The organism is Metabacillus niabensis (assembly GCF_020524345.1).
GTDB classification, from domain to species: domain Bacteria; phylum Bacillota; class Bacilli; order Bacillales; family Bacillaceae; genus Metabacillus; species Metabacillus niabensis_B.
Genome location: NZ_JAIVLH010000011.1, coordinates 178,578 through 194,394, shown reverse-complemented (window position 1 = coordinate 194,394; position 15,817 = coordinate 178,578). Strand labels below are relative to the sequence as shown.

17 protein-coding genes, 2 rRNA genes and 1 riboswitch are annotated in these 15,817 nt (G+C 38.6%); of the genes, 17 read left to right on the top strand and 2 right to left on the bottom strand.

Features of this window, described 5'->3' with window-relative positions:
• From LC095_RS13915 to purD, 17 genes are all read left to right on the top strand, one after another.
• A 23S ribosomal RNA gene (locus LC095_RS13915) occupies positions 1–229 on the top strand; the annotation flags it as partial.
• A 217-nt stretch (positions 230–446) separates the two neighbouring features.
• Positions 447–562 (top strand): 5S ribosomal RNA (gene rrf / locus LC095_RS13910).
• 142 nt (positions 563–704) lie between these two features.
• Positions 705–1,466, top strand: coding sequence for a class I SAM-dependent methyltransferase (locus tag LC095_RS13905; protein ID WP_226528708.1), 762 nt, complete (start codon positions 705–707; stop codon positions 1,464–1,466).
• A gap of 199 nt (positions 1,467–1,665) precedes the next feature.
• Positions 1,666–1,866: an NETI motif-containing protein gene (locus LC095_RS13900; RefSeq protein ID WP_026562380.1), complete on the top strand. Its 201-nt coding sequence runs from the start codon at positions 1,666–1,668 to the stop codon at positions 1,864–1,866.
• An 86-nt stretch (positions 1,867–1,952) separates the two neighbouring features.
• Positions 1,953–2,054: riboswitch (purine riboswitch) on the top strand.
• Between the two features lie 111 nt (positions 2,055–2,165).
• Positions 2,166–2,654 (top strand): 5-(carboxyamino)imidazole ribonucleotide mutase, encoded by a 489-nt coding sequence (gene purE, locus LC095_RS13895; protein WP_226528707.1) that lies wholly within the window; start codon positions 2,166–2,168, stop codon positions 2,652–2,654.
• A complete protein-coding gene (gene purK, locus LC095_RS13890) occupies positions 2,641–3,771 on the top strand; it encodes a 5-(carboxyamino)imidazole ribonucleotide synthase (RefSeq protein ID WP_226528706.1) in 1,131 nt (376 codons plus the stop codon). The genes purE and purK overlap by 14 nt, the downstream gene beginning before the upstream one ends.
• Before the next feature lie 16 nt (positions 3,772–3,787).
• A complete protein-coding gene (purB, locus tag LC095_RS13885) occupies positions 3,788–5,080 on the top strand; it encodes an adenylosuccinate lyase (RefSeq protein WP_226528705.1) in 1,293 nt (430 codons plus the stop codon).
• A gap of 120 nt (positions 5,081–5,200) precedes the next feature.
• Positions 5,201–5,932, top strand: a complete 732-nt coding sequence (gene purC, locus LC095_RS13880) for a phosphoribosylaminoimidazolesuccinocarboxamide synthase (protein ID WP_226528704.1) — start codon at positions 5,201–5,203, stop codon at positions 5,930–5,932.
• A complete protein-coding gene (gene purS, locus LC095_RS13875; protein ID WP_026562375.1) occupies positions 5,920–6,174 on the top strand; it encodes a phosphoribosylformylglycinamidine synthase subunit PurS in 255 nt (84 codons plus the stop codon). Before purC ends, purS begins: the two co-directional genes overlap by 13 nt.
• Positions 6,171–6,854 carry a phosphoribosylformylglycinamidine synthase subunit PurQ gene (purQ, locus tag LC095_RS13870; protein WP_226528703.1) on the top strand — a complete coding sequence of 228 codons (684 nt, stop codon included), beginning with the start codon at positions 6,171–6,173 and terminating at the stop codon, positions 6,852–6,854. Before purS ends, purQ begins: the two co-directional genes overlap by 4 nt.
• The gene (gene purL / locus LC095_RS13865) at positions 6,838–9,066 is read left to right on the top strand and encodes a phosphoribosylformylglycinamidine synthase subunit PurL (protein WP_226528702.1); all 2,229 of its coding nucleotides are present in this window, start codon (positions 6,838–6,840) and stop codon (positions 9,064–9,066) included. The genes purQ and purL overlap by 17 nt, the downstream gene beginning before the upstream one ends.
• Positions 9,042–10,454 (top strand): amidophosphoribosyltransferase, encoded by a 1,413-nt coding sequence (purF, locus tag LC095_RS13860; protein ID WP_226528701.1) that lies wholly within the window; start codon positions 9,042–9,044, stop codon positions 10,452–10,454. Before purL ends, purF begins: the two co-directional genes overlap by 25 nt.
• A gap of 122 nt (positions 10,455–10,576) precedes the next feature.
• Positions 10,577–11,614, top strand: coding sequence for a phosphoribosylformylglycinamidine cyclo-ligase (purM, locus tag LC095_RS13855; RefSeq protein WP_226528700.1), 1,038 nt, complete (start codon positions 10,577–10,579; stop codon positions 11,612–11,614).
• Positions 11,614–12,180 carry a phosphoribosylglycinamide formyltransferase gene (purN, locus tag LC095_RS13850; RefSeq protein ID WP_226528699.1) on the top strand — a complete coding sequence of 189 codons (567 nt, stop codon included), beginning with the start codon at positions 11,614–11,616 and terminating at the stop codon, positions 12,178–12,180. Before purM ends, purN begins: the two co-directional genes overlap by 1 nt.
• 19 nt (positions 12,181–12,199) lie before the next feature.
• On the top strand, positions 12,200–13,738 hold the full coding sequence (gene purH, locus LC095_RS13845; protein WP_226528698.1) for a bifunctional phosphoribosylaminoimidazolecarboxamide formyltransferase/IMP cyclohydrolase: 1,539 nt from the start codon (positions 12,200–12,202) through the stop codon (positions 13,736–13,738).
• A gap of 83 nt (positions 13,739–13,821) precedes the next feature.
• Positions 13,822–13,944 carry a hypothetical protein gene (locus LC095_RS26820; RefSeq protein WP_264196037.1) on the top strand — a complete coding sequence of 41 codons (123 nt, stop codon included), beginning with the start codon at positions 13,822–13,824 and terminating at the stop codon, positions 13,942–13,944.
• An 84-nt stretch (positions 13,945–14,028) separates the two neighbouring features.
• Positions 14,029–15,297: a phosphoribosylamine--glycine ligase gene (gene purD / locus LC095_RS13840; RefSeq protein ID WP_226528697.1), complete on the top strand. Its 1,269-nt coding sequence runs from the start codon at positions 14,029–14,031 to the stop codon at positions 15,295–15,297.
• Here purD and LC095_RS27260 read toward each other — a convergent pair.
• Both LC095_RS27260 and LC095_RS13835 read right to left on the bottom strand, forming a co-directional pair.
• Positions 15,278–15,379 (bottom strand): EYxxD motif small membrane protein, encoded by a 102-nt coding sequence (locus tag LC095_RS27260; RefSeq protein WP_353579938.1) that lies wholly within the window; start codon positions 15,377–15,379, stop codon positions 15,278–15,280. The two genes, purD and LC095_RS27260, sit on opposite strands and share 20 nt — an antisense overlap.
• A gap of 59 nt (positions 15,380–15,438) precedes the next feature.
• On the bottom strand, positions 15,439–15,717 hold the full coding sequence (locus tag LC095_RS13835; RefSeq protein ID WP_226528696.1) for a DUF2892 domain-containing protein: 279 nt from the start codon (positions 15,715–15,717) through the stop codon (positions 15,439–15,441).
• Positions 15,718–15,817: the final 100 nt, after the last annotated feature.

The following is a 15,817-nucleotide window of genomic DNA, read 5'->3' as shown; positions in this document are numbered from 1 at the left end:
TGGACGCACCGCTGGTGTACCAGTTGTCTTGCCAAAGGCATAGCTGGGTAGCTATGTGCGGAAGGGATAAGTGCTGAAAGCATCTAAGCATGAAGCCCCCCTCAAGATGAGATTTCCCAGTCACTTAGTGACGTAAGATCCCTGAAAGATGATCAGGTTGATAGGTCAGAGGTGGAAGCGCGGTGACGTGTGGAGCTGACTGATACTAATCGATCGAGGACTTAACCTAATAAAAGCGTAACTTAGTGAAATGAATTGTGTATCGTTATCTAGTTTTGAAGGAATATGTATTCTTTCAATCTAAGTTCATAGTAAGAGGGTTTCGAGAAACAAACAGTTCAATTAATCGATTGAGGAGACACCGGAGCGTACTTCAGTACGTGAGGATGTTGACGAATGAGATGACGCAGAAATGTGAAGTTTATCGGAAGCCGTAAACTATATTATTTGGTGATGATGGCGAAGAGGTCACACCCGTTCCCATGCCGAACACGGAAGTTAAGCTCTTCAGCGCCGATGGTAGTTGGGGGTTTCCCCCTGTGAGAGTAGGACGTTGCCAAGTAAAAAGAGGAAAAAGATCAGTAGAGATACTGGTCTTTTTTTTGTTTGAATAAAACAATAGCCATGAGTCGAAGGTTAACAAGATACCAACTTTTCACAAAAAAAGTTTGTTATATTAAAGAAAACATATAGGCAGGTGCGAAATGGAGAGAAGAAATCATTGGGATGCGAATTTATACGATCAGCATCATTCATTTGTCTCTGAGTATGGTCAAGGTTTAGTAGAGCTGTTAAATCCTATGCAAGGTGAGAGAATACTTGATGTTGGATGTGGTACTGGTGATTTAATGAGTACATTGGGTCGCTTAGGTGTATCTGTTTTAGGTGTGGATCAATCTGAGTCGATGATAGTAAAAGCTAAAGAAAAGTATCCACAACTAAACTTTGAAGTCAGAGATGTGTTGGAACTAGGTTTTAAAGAGGAGTTTGATGCTGTTTTTTCAAATGCTACTTTACATTGGGTAAAAGAGCCAATGGTAGCTTTAGAAAAGATGTTTGAAAGCTTAAAGGTAGGAGGACGTTTTGTTGCAGAATTTGGGGGTGCTGGTAATGTTGAGCTGATTTTGAATGAGTTTAGGAATCAGTGTGAAAAAGAGGGGTATCCTGTAAAAAGGGAATTGCTTCCCTGGTATTTCCCTAGTATTGGGGAGTATACATCATTAATGGAGAAAGTTGGTTTTAAGGTGACTTACGCGGTACATTTTAGTAGACCAACAGCTCTTTATGGTGAAGAAGGGCTTAGAAACTGGTTACGTATGTTTATGCCGGATTTTCTACGTTCACTTCCTAATGAAGTTGAAACGAAGGTGTTAGAGAATGTAGAAAATAGCTTACGTTCCATTTTATATAAGAATCAGCAATGGGAAGCAGATTATAAACGTATTAGAGTTATGGCTATTAAGTAGGAGAATAAGTAACGTTATATAAGCTAAACAAGAAAAACATAATATTGAATTTTCGATATTATGAATGATGATTAAGGATCTCCTTAGTTAATCATTCTTTTTTATTTGCTAAATTAGTCACTATTTATATAAAGGATATCTTTACATAAATAGTGGTAGAATGTAGAATACATAGAACTGTGAGCATGGAGGTAAGAGCATGACATCTAAGCCAAAAAAGAAAAAGTTTATTGTTGAGGAAAATGAAACAATTGATGATTGTCTCGACAGGATGAGTAAGGAAGGGTATATGCCGGTTAGAAGAACAGAACAGCCAATTTTTAAGGAGGAGATCCGGAATAATGTGGTTGAACAGGTCCCGTGTGGAAGAATGATTACATTTGAAGGGAAACTCCTGTAAAAACCGAACAATAAGGAACTATTAAAATAAATCGTTCGATTTTACGTTGACATGGGATAGCTTCATTGTTAATATAAACATGTAAATAATTAATTTAAAATATACCTCATATATAATTGGGAATATGGCCCAGAAGTTTCTACCCGATGACCGTAAATTATCGGACTATGAGGGAAAGTGTATATACGAATCGGAAATAGACAAATCCGAGCTCGATATATCTAACTTTCTCTACTAGTTGAGAAGGTTAAATATCGAGCTTTTTTGTTATTAAGATTTTTTATAAAGGTGGGGAAAGAATGGATCCGATTGTTGGAGTCATAATGGGAAGTACCTCTGACTGGGACACGATGAAATTTGCATGCGATATACTGGAGGAACTTAGTATTCCGTATGAGAAAAAGGTAGTTTCAGCACATCGTACACCAGATTATATGTTTGAATATGCTGAGAATGCTAGAAGCAGAGGTTTGAAGGTTATTATTGCCGGTGCAGGTGGGGCAGCCCATTTACCAGGTATGGTTGCGGCAAAAACAACTCTGCCAGTCATTGGTATTCCTGTTCAGTCAAAGGCTTTAAATGGTCTTGATTCATTATTATCAATTGTTCAAATGCCAGGTGGTGTTCCTGTTGCAACTGTTGCTATTGGCAAAGCTGGAGCAACAAATGCAGGACTATTAGCTGCAGAAATCTTGTCCACAAATGATCAAGCATTAGCTGATAGATTAGATACGAGAAGAGAAGAAATACGACTAAAGGTTTTGGAGAGCAGTGATGAGCTTGACTAATCAAACGATTCTACCAGGCAGTACAATTGGCATCATCGGTGGTGGACAGCTTGGGAGAATGATGGCCATTGCTGCGAGACAACTAGGTTATCGTATTGCTGTTTTAGATCCGACGAAAGACTGTCCTTGTGGCCAAATTGCTGATATCGAAATAATAGCTAGCTATGATGATCTTGATGCAATTAAAGAATTAGCTAAGGTAAGTGATGTTATAACATATGAGTTTGAGAACATTGATTACACAGCTTTACGTTGGTTAGAAGAGCATGCATCATTACCACAGAAGAGTTCATTGCTTTTACTAACACAAGATCGTGAAACAGAAAAAGCTGCGATTGTAAATGCGGGGTGCCAGGTTGCACCATATGAGATTATCCATTCCGCAGAAGAACTGCAAAAGGCAGTAGAAGTGCTTCAGTATCCATGTGTCTTAAAAACGTGCCGTGGTGGTTATGATGGTAAAGGACAAGTCGTGCTTCGAGGAGATAAGGATCTCTCAAAAGCTGAGGAACTGTTAACTCACGGAACATGTATATTAGAAAAATGGGTTCCTTTCGAAAAGGAGATTTCAGTTATTGTGACGAGATCTGTTAATGGAGAAACAAAAACGTTCCCAGTAGCTGAAAATATTCATAAAGACAATATTTTATATCAAAGCATCGTTCCTGCCAGAGTATCAGATCATGTCATTCAGAAGGCGGAAGAGCTTGCTATTAAACTATCAAATAGTTTTGAACTTGTAGGAACACTTGCTGTTGAAATGTTCTTAACAGATAATGAAGAAATTTATATAAATGAGTTGGCACCACGCCCGCATAACTCAGGTCATTACACCATTGATCTATGTGAAACAGATCAGTTTGAACAACATATACGTTCTGTATGTAATCTTCCTTTAGGGCAAACCAAGCTATTACAAAGTGGTATGATGGTCAATCTTTTAGGAGAAGATTTATCAATAGTAAGTGAACATCTTTCACTGTTGCAACATGCTAAGCTTCATCTTTACGGGAAAAAAGAGCCTGCCTCTAAGCGTAAGATGGGACATATAACATTTATTATTGAACCAATTCAGGATAATATAGAAAAGATTAATAAAATATGGGGTCAAAATTGAACGGAGGCAAAAAGAAATGATTGAACGTTATACAAGACCAGAAATGGGTGCAATTTGGACGGAAGAGAACAAATTTAAGGCTTGGTTAGAGGTCGAAATTCTTGCATGTGAAGCATGGGCTGAGCTTGGCGTGATTCCCAAAGAAGATGTAGAACTACTTCGTAAAAATGCATCATTTGATGTGAATCGCATAAATGAGATTGAGCTAGAAACTCGTCATGATGTTGTAGCCTTTACAAGAGCAGTATCTGAGACTCTTGGTGAAGAGCGTAAATGGGTTCATTACGGTTTAACATCAACAGATGTTGTTGATACAGCTTTATCATATTTATTAAAGCAAGCGAATGATATCATATTGAAAGATATTGAGAACTTTATCCAAATTTTAAAAGAAAAAGCTCAAGAGCATAAATACACAGTTATGATGGGACGTACTCATGGTGTTCATGCTGAACCAACAACTTTTGGATTGAAGCTTGGCTTATGGTATGAAGAAATGAAGCGTAATTTAGATCGTTTCAAACGTGCTGCAGAAGGCGTTGAGTACGGAAAAATCTCTGGCGCAGTAGGAACGTATGCAAATATCGATCCATTTGTTGAAAAATATGTTTGTGAAAAGCTAGGAACAAAACCAGCTCCAATCTCAACACAAACCCTTCAACGTGATCGTCATGCTGATTACATGGCATCTATCGCACTTGTAGCAACATCAATCGAAAAATTTGCTGTTGAAATTCGCGGGTTACAAAAGAGTGAGACTCGTGAAGTGGAAGAGTCATTTGCAAAAGGTCAAAAAGGGTCTTCAGCAATGCCGCACAAACGTAATCCGATTGGTTCAGAAAACATGACTGGTCTTGCGCGTGTCATTCGCGGTTATATGTTAACCGCTTATGAAAATGTTCCGTTATGGCATGAAAGAGATATTTCTCACTCTTCTGCTGAGCGTATTATCTTACCGGATGCAACGATTGCTCTTAACTATATGTTAAATCGTTTTGGTAACATCGTGAAAAACTTAACGGTTTTCCCGGAAAATATGAAGCGTAATATGGATCGTACACAAGGTCTTATTTACTCTCAACGTGTTTTACTAGCTTTAATAGATACTGGTATGACAAGAGAAGAAGCATATGATCTTGTTCAACCAAAAGCAATGGAAGCTTGGGAAAAACAAGTTCCATTCCGTGGATTAGTAGAAGCAGAAGAAAAAATCACATCACGTCTTTCAGCTGAGACAATTGCTGATTGCTTCGATTATAACTATCACTTAAAAGGTGTAGATACAATATTTGACCGTCTTGGTCTGTAAAACAAAATAATAGCAAGGGTCCAAAAAGTCCCTTGCTATCTCTTTGAAAAAATAACTTAGTAAGAAAATCTAACAAAACATAATCTAAAGGTTCCCAATATTCAGTTTAGGAGGGCTTTCATGAGTACTGAAAAGCTTGAATTACTATATGAAGGTAAAGCAAAACAAATTTATAAAACAAACGAACCTAATATTCTTTGGGTCTCTTACAAAGATTCTGCTACAGCTTTTAATGGTGTGAAAAAAGAAGAGATTACTGGTAAAGGTCGTTTAAATAATGAAATCACAACATTAATTTTTGAAAAGCTAACAGCAAATAACATAGAAAACCACTTTGTGAAAAGATTATCAGCAACAGAGCAGCTTGTTAAAAAAGTAACGATCATTCCTTTAGAGGTCGTTGTAAGAAATGTTGTAGCAGGTAGCCTTTCTAAACGAATAGGTATTGAAGAAGGAACAGAGATTAAAAATCCACTAGTTGAGTTTTACTATAAAGATGATGATCTAGGTGATCCATTGATTACAGAAGATCATATCGCATTACTAGAAGTGGCTACACCAGAGCAAGTACAAACATTGAAATCACTTGCTAAGCAAGTGAATGAAGTGCTTAAAGCCCATTTCCTCTCCTGTGATATTCGATTAATTGATTTTAAATTAGAGTTCGGTATGACAGATGAGGGAAAGATTATCCTTGCTGATGAAGTATCACCTGACACATGCAGATTATGGGATATCAATACAAATGAGAAATTTGATAAAGATGTATTTCGTAGAGAGATTGGTAGTTTAACAGATGCATATGAAGTTATTTTAACTAGACTTGGAGGCCAACCAACATGTACAAAGTAAAAGTTTATGTCACGTTAAGAGAAAGTGTATTAGATCCACAAGGAAGTGCAGTAAAGAGTGCATTACACAGCATGGACTACAATGAAGTTCAAGATGTACGTATCGGGAAATATATGGAGTTAACGATTGAGAAGTCAGATCGTGATTTAGATACAGCTGTTCGTGAAATGTGTGAAAAGTTACTTGCTAATACAGTGATTGAAGACTTTAGCTATGAGGTACAGGAGGTTGTCACAAAGTGAAATTCGCTGTGATTGTATTCCCAGGATCTAATTGTGATGTTGATATGTATCATGCAATTAAAGATGAGCTCGGTGAAGAAGTGGAGTATGTATGGCATGATGAAACAGATTTAAGCCAATATGATGGAATTCTTCTACCAGGTGGTTTTTCATACGGAGATTACTTACGCTCAGGGGCTATTGCCCGCTTCTCAAATGTAATGAAGGAAGTCGTGAAAGCTGCTGAAGCTGGTAAGCCTGTACTAGGTGTATGTAATGGATTCCAGATTTTATTAGAGGTAGGATTACTTCCAGGTGCTATGAAACGAAATGAAAACTTAAAGTTTATGTGCAGACCAGTTAATTTAAAGGTTGCAAATAATGAAACAGCCTTTACTTCAGCTTATGCTAAGGATGAGGTTATCTCAATTCCGATCGCACATGGAGAAGGGAACTATTATTGTGATGAGCAAACACTACAAACGCTTAAAGAAAACAATCAAATTGTGTTTACGTACGAAACGAATCCAAATGGCAGCCTAGTTGATATTGCAGGTATTACAAACAAGCGCGGAAATGTATTAGGAATGATGCCTCACCCTGAGCGTGCTGTTGATGAGCTATTAGGAAGTGCAGACGGATTAAAATTATTTCAATCAATCGTAAAAAACTGGAGGGAATCTCATGTCACTACTGCTTGAACCAACTAAACAGATGATAAAAGATGAAAAAATCTACAGACAAATGGGTGTAAGTGATGACGAGTTTGCTCTGATTGAAAAAATTATTGGACGTCTTCCAAATTACACAGAGATCGGTATTTTTTCAGTAATGTGGTCTGAGCACTGCAGTTACAAAAACTCTAAACCAATTCTTAAAAAATTCCCTATTACAGGTGAAAAAGTATTACAAGGTCCTGGTGAAGGTGCAGGGATTGTTGATATCGGTGATAACCAAGCCGTCGTATTTAAAATCGAAAGTCATAACCACCCATCAGCAATTGAGCCGTATCAAGGTGCTGCAACAGGTGTAGGTGGAATTATCCGTGACGTTTTCTCAATGGGAGCAAGACCGATTGCAATCTTAAATTCACTTCGCTTTGGAGAACTAAAAACACCTCGAGTGAAATACTTATTTGAAGAGGTTGTTGCAGGGATTGCAGGATATGGTAACTGTATCGGTATTCCAACAGTAGGTGGAGAAATTCAATTTGATGATTCATATGAGGGAAATCCACTTGTTAACGCAATGTGTGTTGGGTTAATTAATCATGAAGATATTAAAAAAGGTCAGGCTAAAGGTGTTGGCAACACAGTTATGTATGTGGGTGCGAAAACTGGACGTGATGGAATTCATGGTGCAACGTTTTCTTCTGAAGAATTAACCGACGATTCTGGTGCAGATCGTTCAGCAGTTCAAGTTGGGGATCCATTTATGGAGAAGCTTTTATTAGAAGCTTGCTTAGAAGTGATTAAGAATGATGCATTAGTTGGTATTCAAGACATGGGGGCAGCTGGATTAACAAGCTCTTCAGCCGAGATGGCAAGTAAAGCTGGTTCTGGTATGGAAATGGATCTTGATCTTATCCCACAACGTGAAACAGGAATGACTCCATATGAAATGATGCTTTCTGAATCTCAAGAAAGAATGCTTCTTGTTATTGAAAAAGGAAGAGAGCAAGAAATCATTGATCTTTTTGAGAAATATGATTTAGAGGCTGTATCAGTTGGTAGAGTAACAGATGATAAAATGCTTCGTCTATTCCATAAAGGTGAAGTTGTTTGTGAGCTTCCAGTTGATGCTCTTGCTGAAGAGGCGCCAGTTTATCACAAGCCTTCTAAAGTACCTGCGTACTATGAAGAGTTCCAAAAAATGGACGTAGCACCACTTCAAGTAGATAACTATAAAGAAACACTTATTAACCTATTAAAACAACCTACAATTTCTTCTAAAGAATGGGTTTATGATCAATATGATTACATGGTTCGTACAAATACAGTTGTAGCACCAGGTTCAGATGCCGCAGTTGTTCGTATTCGTGATACGAAAAAAGCATTGGCAATGACAACAGATTGTAATTCTCGTTATCTCTACCTTGATCCGGAAGTTGGTGGAAAAATTGCTGTAGCGGAAGCAGCACGTAACATTGTATGTTCAGGAGCTACTCCATTAGCGATTACGGATAACTTGAATTTCGGTAACCCTGAAAAACCTGAAATCTTCTGGCAAATCGAAAAAGCTGCGGACGGTATTAGTGAGGCTTGCCGAGTATTAAATACACCGGTTATCGGCGGAAATGTTTCACTATATAACGAAACAAACGGAACAGCAATCTATCCAACTCCTGTTATCGGAATGGTTGGATTAATTGAAGATACAGATTATATTACAACACAGGATTTCAAGTCAGCTGGAGATCTAATTTATTTAGTAGGTGAAACAAAAGCAGAATTCGGTGGTAGTGAACTTCAAAAGCTTACACACGGAAAAATCTTTGGTCAATCACCTGAACTTGATTTAGACAAGGAAAGCAAAGTACTAGGACAGCTTTCAGCAGCAATCCGTGCAAAGTCAGTTGCATCTGCACACGATGTTTCTGAGGGTGGAGTTGCGGTTGCATTAGCTGAACCATTATTCGGCGGCAAAGGTCTAGGTGCGGAAGTAGCTCTTTCAGGTGATGCAACTGCAGCACTATTTAGTGAATCACAAACAAGGTTCATTGTTTCGGTGAAAAAGGAAAACAAAGAAACATTTGAGCAATTAGTTGAAGCGGTTTGTATCGGGGAAGTAACAAACTCTGGTAACCTGGTGATTAAAAATGAACAGGATGAAACACTTGTCGATGCATCTGTTGAAGAATTAAAAGATGCATGGAAAGGAGCAATCCCATGCTTGCTGAACTCAAGGGATTAAACGAAGAATGTGGTGTATTCGGAATTTGGGGTCACCCGGAAGCAGCGCAAATTACGTATTATGGTTTGCATAGTCTCCAGCATAGAGGTCAAGAAGGTGCCGGGATTGTGACAAGTGATGGTGAGAAGCTAACTGGTATGAAAGGGTTAGGACTCATCAATGAAGTATTTGCAAACGGGAAATTAAAAGAGCTATCCGGTAAAGCGGCAATCGGCCATGTTCGTTATGCAACAGCAGGTGGAGGCGGTTATGAAAATGTCCAGCCTTTGCTTTTTAAGTCACATAGTGGAAGCTTAGCTCTTGCACATAACGGAAATCTTGTGAATGCAACACAAGTAAAACATCAGCTTGAAAGCCAAGGGAGTATTTTTCAAACAACTTCTGATACAGAGGTATTAGCACATCTGATTAGAAGAAGCGGCTATCAAGATATGAAAGAAGCTGTAAAAAATGCCTTAACAATGATTAAGGGAGCATATGCATTTTTAATTATGACAGAAAATGAAATGATGGTTGCTCTTGATCCTAATGGATTACGTCCACTGTCTATTGGTGTCATGGGAGATGCGTATGTTGTTGCATCTGAAACATGTGCATTTGATGTAGTTGGTGCAAAGTACGAAAGAGACGTTCAACCTGGTGAACTTTTAATTATCAATGATGAAGGAATTCGCTCTGAACGCTTCTCTATGAATATTAATCGTTCAATTTGCAGTATGGAGTATATTTATTTTTCACGTCCTGACAGTAATATTGATGGCATTAACGTTCATACAGCACGTAAAAACCTTGGTAAACGCTTGGCTGTTGAATCTGAAGTGGATGCGGATGTTGTAACAGGTGTACCTGATTCAAGTATTTCAGCAGCGATCGGTTTTGCTGAATTAACTGGAATTCCTTATGAGTTAGGTTTAATTAAAAATAGATACGTAGGCCGAACATTTATTCAACCTTCACAATCATTACGTGAGCAAGGTGTAAAGATGAAGCTTTCTGCTGTTCGCGGTGTTGTTGAAGGGAAGCGTGTTGTCATGGTTGATGATTCGATTGTACGTGGAACAACAAGTAAACGTATTGTGAATATGCTTCGTGAAGCAGGGGCAACAGAGGTTCATGTGCGTATCAGTTCACCGCCAATCGCAAATCCATGTTTCTATGGAATTGATACTTCTACACATGAGGAACTAATTGCTTCTAATCATTCAGTGGAAGAAATTCGACAAATTATCGGGGCTGATAGCTTGGCTTTCTTAAGTGTTGAAGGCTTACTTGAAGGTCTTGGGCGACCATATGAAGGCGAAACAAGAGGTCAATGCTTAGCTTGCTTCACAGGTCGTTATCCTACTGAAATTTATGCAGATACCGTTTTACCGCATGAAAAAGCGTAAATAGAAAAAATGTGATAGGAATCGAATGCTCGATTCCTGTCTTACTTTAAAGTACAAGTGAACAGTCTCGCACTGACTCTTTAAATAGATAAATAGATTAGTTTTTTTAGGAGGATTCACACATGTCTGACATTTATAAGCAAGCTGGTGTAGATATTGAAGCTGGTTATGAAGCTGTAACAAGAATGAAAAAGCATGTTGCCAAGACAATGCGCGCTGGTGTAATAGGTGGACTTGGCGGCTTTGGTGGAATGTTTGATTTAAGTGAACTAAATTACAAAAAGCCTGTCCTTGTTTCAGGAACAGACGGTGTTGGAACGAAGTTAAAGCTTGCTTTTATGGCTGATAAGCATGATACGATCGGAATTGATGCTGTTGCCATGTGTGTGAACGACATTTTAGCTCAAGGAGCAGAGCCTTTATTTTTCTTGGATTATCTAGCACTAGGAAAGGCAAAACCGGAAAAAATCGAGCAAATTGTAAAAGGAATTGCTGACGGTTGTGAACAATCAGGATGTGCATTGGTCGGTGGAGAAACAGCAGAAATGCCAGGATTATACGAAGAGGAAGAATATGATGTTGCCGGCTTTTCGGTTGGAGCTGTGGAAAAGGACGAAATTGTAACAGGTGAACATATTAAGTCCGGCCATGTTTTAATCGGTCTTGCATCAAGCGGAATTCACAGCAACGGTTTTTCATTAGTTCGCAAGATTCTGTTAGAGGATCAAAAGCTTGAACTTGATAAGGTTTATGAGCCTTTTACTCAAAACTTAGGAGAAGTTCTTCTAACACCAACAAAAATTTATGTGAAGCCTGTCTTAGACGTGGTTAAAACCTATCAAGTTGATGGAATGGCTCATATTACTGGTGGCGGTTTTATTGAGAATATTCCAAGAATGTTACCTGAAGGAACAGGAGCAGAAATTGATCTTGGTTCATGGCCAAAGCCTGCTATCTTTGACTTTCTGAAGGAAAAAGGTCAGCTGGAAAGTGAAGACATGTATAATGTATTTAATATGGGAATTGGTTTTGTTCTTGCTGTAAAAGAAGAAGAATTGCAAGATGTGCTTGCGAAACTTGATGCAAATGGTGAAAAAGGGTATGTCATTGGACGTGTCATTGAGGGCTCTGGAGTAACATTCAATGGGGGAGCATTTTAATGAAAAAGTTAGCCGTTTTTGCATCAGGGAATGGCAGTAATTTTCAAGCGATATTAGATGAAGTGAAAAGAGGAACTTTAGAGGCAGACATTAGCTTGCTTGTTTGTGATAAACCAACAGCAGGTGTAATTGCACGAGCTGAAGCAGCAAATATCCCGGTTTTCTGTTTTATCCCGAAAGAATATGAAACAAAGGCTAAGTTTGAACAAGAAATTTCAGCTATTTTACAAAAACATCAAATTGATCTCGTTATCCTTGCGGGCTACATGAGGTTAATTGGTGAAACACTGCTAACGGCTTATGAGTCAAAAATCATCAATATTCACCCTTCATTGCTGCCGGCTTTTCCAGGTAAAGATGCTATCGGACAAGCATATGAAGCAGGGGTAAAAGTAACCGGTGTAACTGTCCATTATGTTGATGCCGGCATGGACACAGGTCCAATTATTGCTCAGAAGGCAATAGACATTTCAGAGGAAGATACTGCTCAATCTATTGCTGAAAAAATCCATGCAGTTGAACATGTATTATATCCAAAAGTCATTCAAGAACTAGTTTCAAAATAAAGCATAGAGGTGAGGAATCATGTCAGTAAAACGTGCACTTGTTAGTGTTTCAGATAAAGCGAATCTTGTTCCTTTTGTGAAAGAGTTAATTGAATTAGGTGTTGAAGTCATTTCAACAGGTGGAACAAAATCATTATTAGAAGAAAACGGACTAAATGTTATTGGAATTTCAGAGGTAACAGGCTTCCCGGAAATTATGGACGGCCGCGTTAAAACCCTTCATCCAAATATCCATGGTGGTTTACTGGCTGTGCGTAATAATCCTAGTCACATGAATCAACTGAAGGAAAATAATATTGAAACAATTGATATGGTTGTGGTGAATCTTTATCCATTCAAAGAAACCATTTCAAAACCTGATGTTCAATTTCAAGATGCAATTGAGAATATTGATATTGGCGGTCCTTCTATGCTTCGTTCTGCTGCTAAAAACCATGAAGATGTCACAGTGGTTGTTGATCCGGCTGATTATCAAAACGTATTAGATGAACTAAAATCATCAGGTGAAGTTTCATTAGCGCAAAAGCAACGTTTAGCTGCAAAAGTATTCCGTCACACAGCTGCATATGACGCATTAATCGCCGAATTCCTAACGAAAACAATTGGTGAAGAAGATCCGGAAACAGTCACATATACATTTGAGAAAAAACAATCTCTACGCTATGGTGAAAACCCTCACCAAAGTGCAACATTCTATCAAAAACCATTCGTACCAACGGCCTCAATTGCAAATGCAAAGCAGCTGCACGGGAAAGAGTTATCTTTTAATAACATCAAAGATGCTGATGCAGCACTACAAATTGTACGTGAGTTTGCAGAGCCGGCGGCGGTTGCTGTTAAACATATGAATCCATGTGGCGTTGGTGTTGGAACATCAGTAAACGAAGCATTTACACGTTGCTTTGAAGCAGATCCAACTTCTATTTTCGGCGGAATCGTTGCACTAAATGAAGAAGTGGATGTAGAAACTGCAAAGCAATTACATGAAATCTTCCTTGAAATCGTTATTGCTCCTTCTTTTAGCCAAGAAGCATTGGATGTATTAACAAGTAAGAAAAACCTTCGTTTGTTAACAATTGATGTAAAAGCAGCATCTAAACAAGATAAAGTACTTCAATCTGTACACGGTGGTTTACTAGTACAAGATGAAGATACCCTTTCACTTGATGATGTTGAGGTAACAATCCCTACGAAACGAGAGCCTTCAGAGGAAGAATGGAAAGACCTAAAGCTTGCTTGGAAAGTAGTTAAACATGTGAAATCAAATGCCATTGTGCTGGCAAAGGATGAAATGACAGTTGGTGTTGGCGCTGGTCAAATGAACCGTGTTGGTGCAGCGAAAATTGCGATTGAACAAGCGGGTGTTAAGGCACAAGGCAGTGCATTAGGTTCTGATGCATTCTTCCCTATGTCAGATACGGTTGAAGCAGCTGCAAAAGCAGGTGTAACAGCAATTATTCAACCGGGTGGATCCATCAAGGATGAAGATTCTATTCGCATGGCGGATGAGTATGGCATTGCGATGGTATTCACAGGAGTACGTCACTTTAAACATTAAGGACAAAAGCGCAAGCGCCTTGATCAGCCTAGGGCAAATAAGACGCAAATGAATAGAAGACGTTCTTTGTCTTCAATTCATTTGTGGCTTATGACCTTGAGTGGCTAGGCGCTGGCAGTCAAAACACGCGACGTCCTGTCGCATTGACTGCACTTGCACATCCTGTGCTTCGGAGCTGGATGTTAAAGCGCTTATCTACAGTTTAAGAATTTTATAATTTCCCAAACGATAAACATGGAGCCAGTTGAACTGGCTCTTGGATGTTTTAAAAACAAGAGCGGGGTGTGAAGATGAAAGTACTGATTATCGGGCAAGGCGGACGTGAACATGCATTAGTTTGGAAGGCAGCACAAAGTAAATTTGTAGAGGAAGTTTTTGTTGCACCTGGTAATGACGGAATGGATGAGCTGGCTACACGAGTAGACATCAGCGAAACAGACAATGGAGCACTAGTATCTTTTGCAAAAGAGAAAAACATTGATTTAACAATCGTTGGTCCTGAAGTTCCTTTACTAAATGGTATTGTAAATGACTTTGAAGCTGAAGGTTTAAAAATATTTGGTCCAAGAAAAGAAGCAGCACTTATTGAGGGCAGCAAAAACTTTGCCAAAGAAATTATGATCAAATACAATATTCCAACAGCTGAGTATCAAACATTCACAGATGTTGAAAAGGCAAAGGCATATATTCAGGAAAAAGGTGCACCAATTGTTATTAAAGCGGACGGGTTAGCAGCAGGTAAAGGTGTAACAGTTGCTGAAACACTTGAGGTTGCGTTAGATAGTGTGACAGATATGTTGGAAAATGCGAAGTTTGGTGATGCATCAAGTTCTGTTGTTATTGAAGAGTTTTTAGCGGGTGAAGAGTTTTCATTGATGGCATTTGTTAAAGATGAACAAGTATACCCAATGGTAATTGCTCAGGACCATAAACGTGCCTATGACAATGATGAAGGCCCAAACACTGGTGGAATGGGTGCCTATTCTCCTGTGCCACAAATTTCAGAAGATGTTGTGGAAACGGCAGTTGAAACAATTCTAAAACCTGCGGCAAAAGCGCTTGTAAGTGAAGGTCGTTCATTTACAGGAATTTTATATGCCGGACTCATCTTAACAACGACTGGTCCGAAAGTTATTGAATTTAATGCTCGTTTTGGTGATCCTGAGACACAGGTTGTTCTGCCAAGATTGGAATCAGATCTGGTCGAATCATTATTAGCTATTCTCAATGATGAACCTGTTGAGTTAAAGTGGTCTGAGCAAGCAGTGCTGGGTGTTGTTCTTGCTTCAAAAGGTTATCCAAATGACTATGAAAAGGGACAACCGATCGGCTCTCTTACTGCCAAGCATGAAGAAGCTGTTATCTTCCATGCAGGAACGAAAAAAGTGGATGATCAGTTTGTCAATAACGGGGGACGTGTGCTTGTTGTATCTGGCTATGGTTCATCCATTCAAGCTGCACAAAAACAAGCATATGAACTAGTTGAAAAAATTTCAGCTCCTGCATTGTTTTACAGAACTGACATTGGAAACAAAGCTATTAAGCACGTCGTTTCTTAATATAGACATATAGCAAAGCAACAATGCCTCCAATTAAGGCGATAAGAAGAAAAGACATATCTGTTAAATATTCTAAAAACATGTGCAACACCTCCTAAAACGATAGAATAAGGGGCTGGCTAGGCCAGTCCCAATTTATTTTTATGAAGGATTATACGTAACTTCCTCCACATCTTCACCAAAATAATCTTCATCATCATCTTCAAAGAAATAAGTATCCCTATTTTCAAACAAATAGGTGATTGGGCAAAAACGCAGAATACCTTCTCCAACCTTCATTGCGCCAAGTATGATCGCAATAAGATAAGAATCTCTCCAAGGATTCTTACAATATTTTGATGTCGCCCATGCTAATACAGATAGCCCACAAGTAATCCGAATAAGCGCATTAACAATCCCGATATTTGGTCTAACCATCATAAGCCTCCCTAATTGTCATAAAATTGAAATAAAATCTTTAATGCGTTAATAAATTCCATATGTTAACATAGTATCTAAGTAGTAACTAGAAAATGGAGGG

Bases quoted from the DNA above. Each gene is read 5' to 3' on its own strand.
- purL (WP_226528702.1), top strand. From the start codon at position 6,838: ATGTCACTACTGCTTGAACCAACTAAACAGATGATAAAAGATGAAAAA.
- LC095_RS13900 (WP_026562380.1), top strand. From the start codon at position 1,666: ATGACATCTAAGCCAAAAAAGAAAAAGTTTATTGTTGAGGAAAATGAA.
- purK (WP_226528706.1), top strand. From the start codon at position 2,641: ATGAGCTTGACTAATCAAACGATTCTACCAGGCAGTACAATTGGCATC.
- LC095_RS27260 (WP_353579938.1), bottom strand. From the start codon at position 15,379: ATGTTTTTAGAATATTTAACAGATATGTCTTTTCTTCTTATCGCCTTA.
- purE (WP_226528707.1), top strand. From the start codon at position 2,166: ATGGATCCGATTGTTGGAGTCATAATGGGAAGTACCTCTGACTGGGAC.
- purB (WP_226528705.1), top strand. From the start codon at position 3,788: ATGATTGAACGTTATACAAGACCAGAAATGGGTGCAATTTGGACGGAA.
- purM (WP_226528700.1), top strand. From the start codon at position 10,577: ATGTCTGACATTTATAAGCAAGCTGGTGTAGATATTGAAGCTGGTTAT.
- LC095_RS13835 (WP_226528696.1), bottom strand. From the start codon at position 15,717: ATGATGGTTAGACCAAATATCGGGATTGTTAATGCGCTTATTCGGATT.
- purF (WP_226528701.1), top strand. From the start codon at position 9,042: ATGCTTGCTGAACTCAAGGGATTAAACGAAGAATGTGGTGTATTCGGA.
- LC095_RS13905 (WP_226528708.1), top strand. From the start codon at position 705: ATGGAGAGAAGAAATCATTGGGATGCGAATTTATACGATCAGCATCAT.
- purN (WP_226528699.1), top strand. From the start codon at position 11,614: ATGAAAAAGTTAGCCGTTTTTGCATCAGGGAATGGCAGTAATTTTCAA.
- purC (WP_226528704.1), top strand. From the start codon at position 5,201: ATGAGTACTGAAAAGCTTGAATTACTATATGAAGGTAAAGCAAAACAA.
- purS (WP_026562375.1), top strand. From the start codon at position 5,920: ATGTACAAAGTAAAAGTTTATGTCACGTTAAGAGAAAGTGTATTAGAT.
- purD (WP_226528697.1), top strand. From the start codon at position 14,029: ATGAAAGTACTGATTATCGGGCAAGGCGGACGTGAACATGCATTAGTT.
- purH (WP_226528698.1), top strand. From the start codon at position 12,200: ATGTCAGTAAAACGTGCACTTGTTAGTGTTTCAGATAAAGCGAATCTT.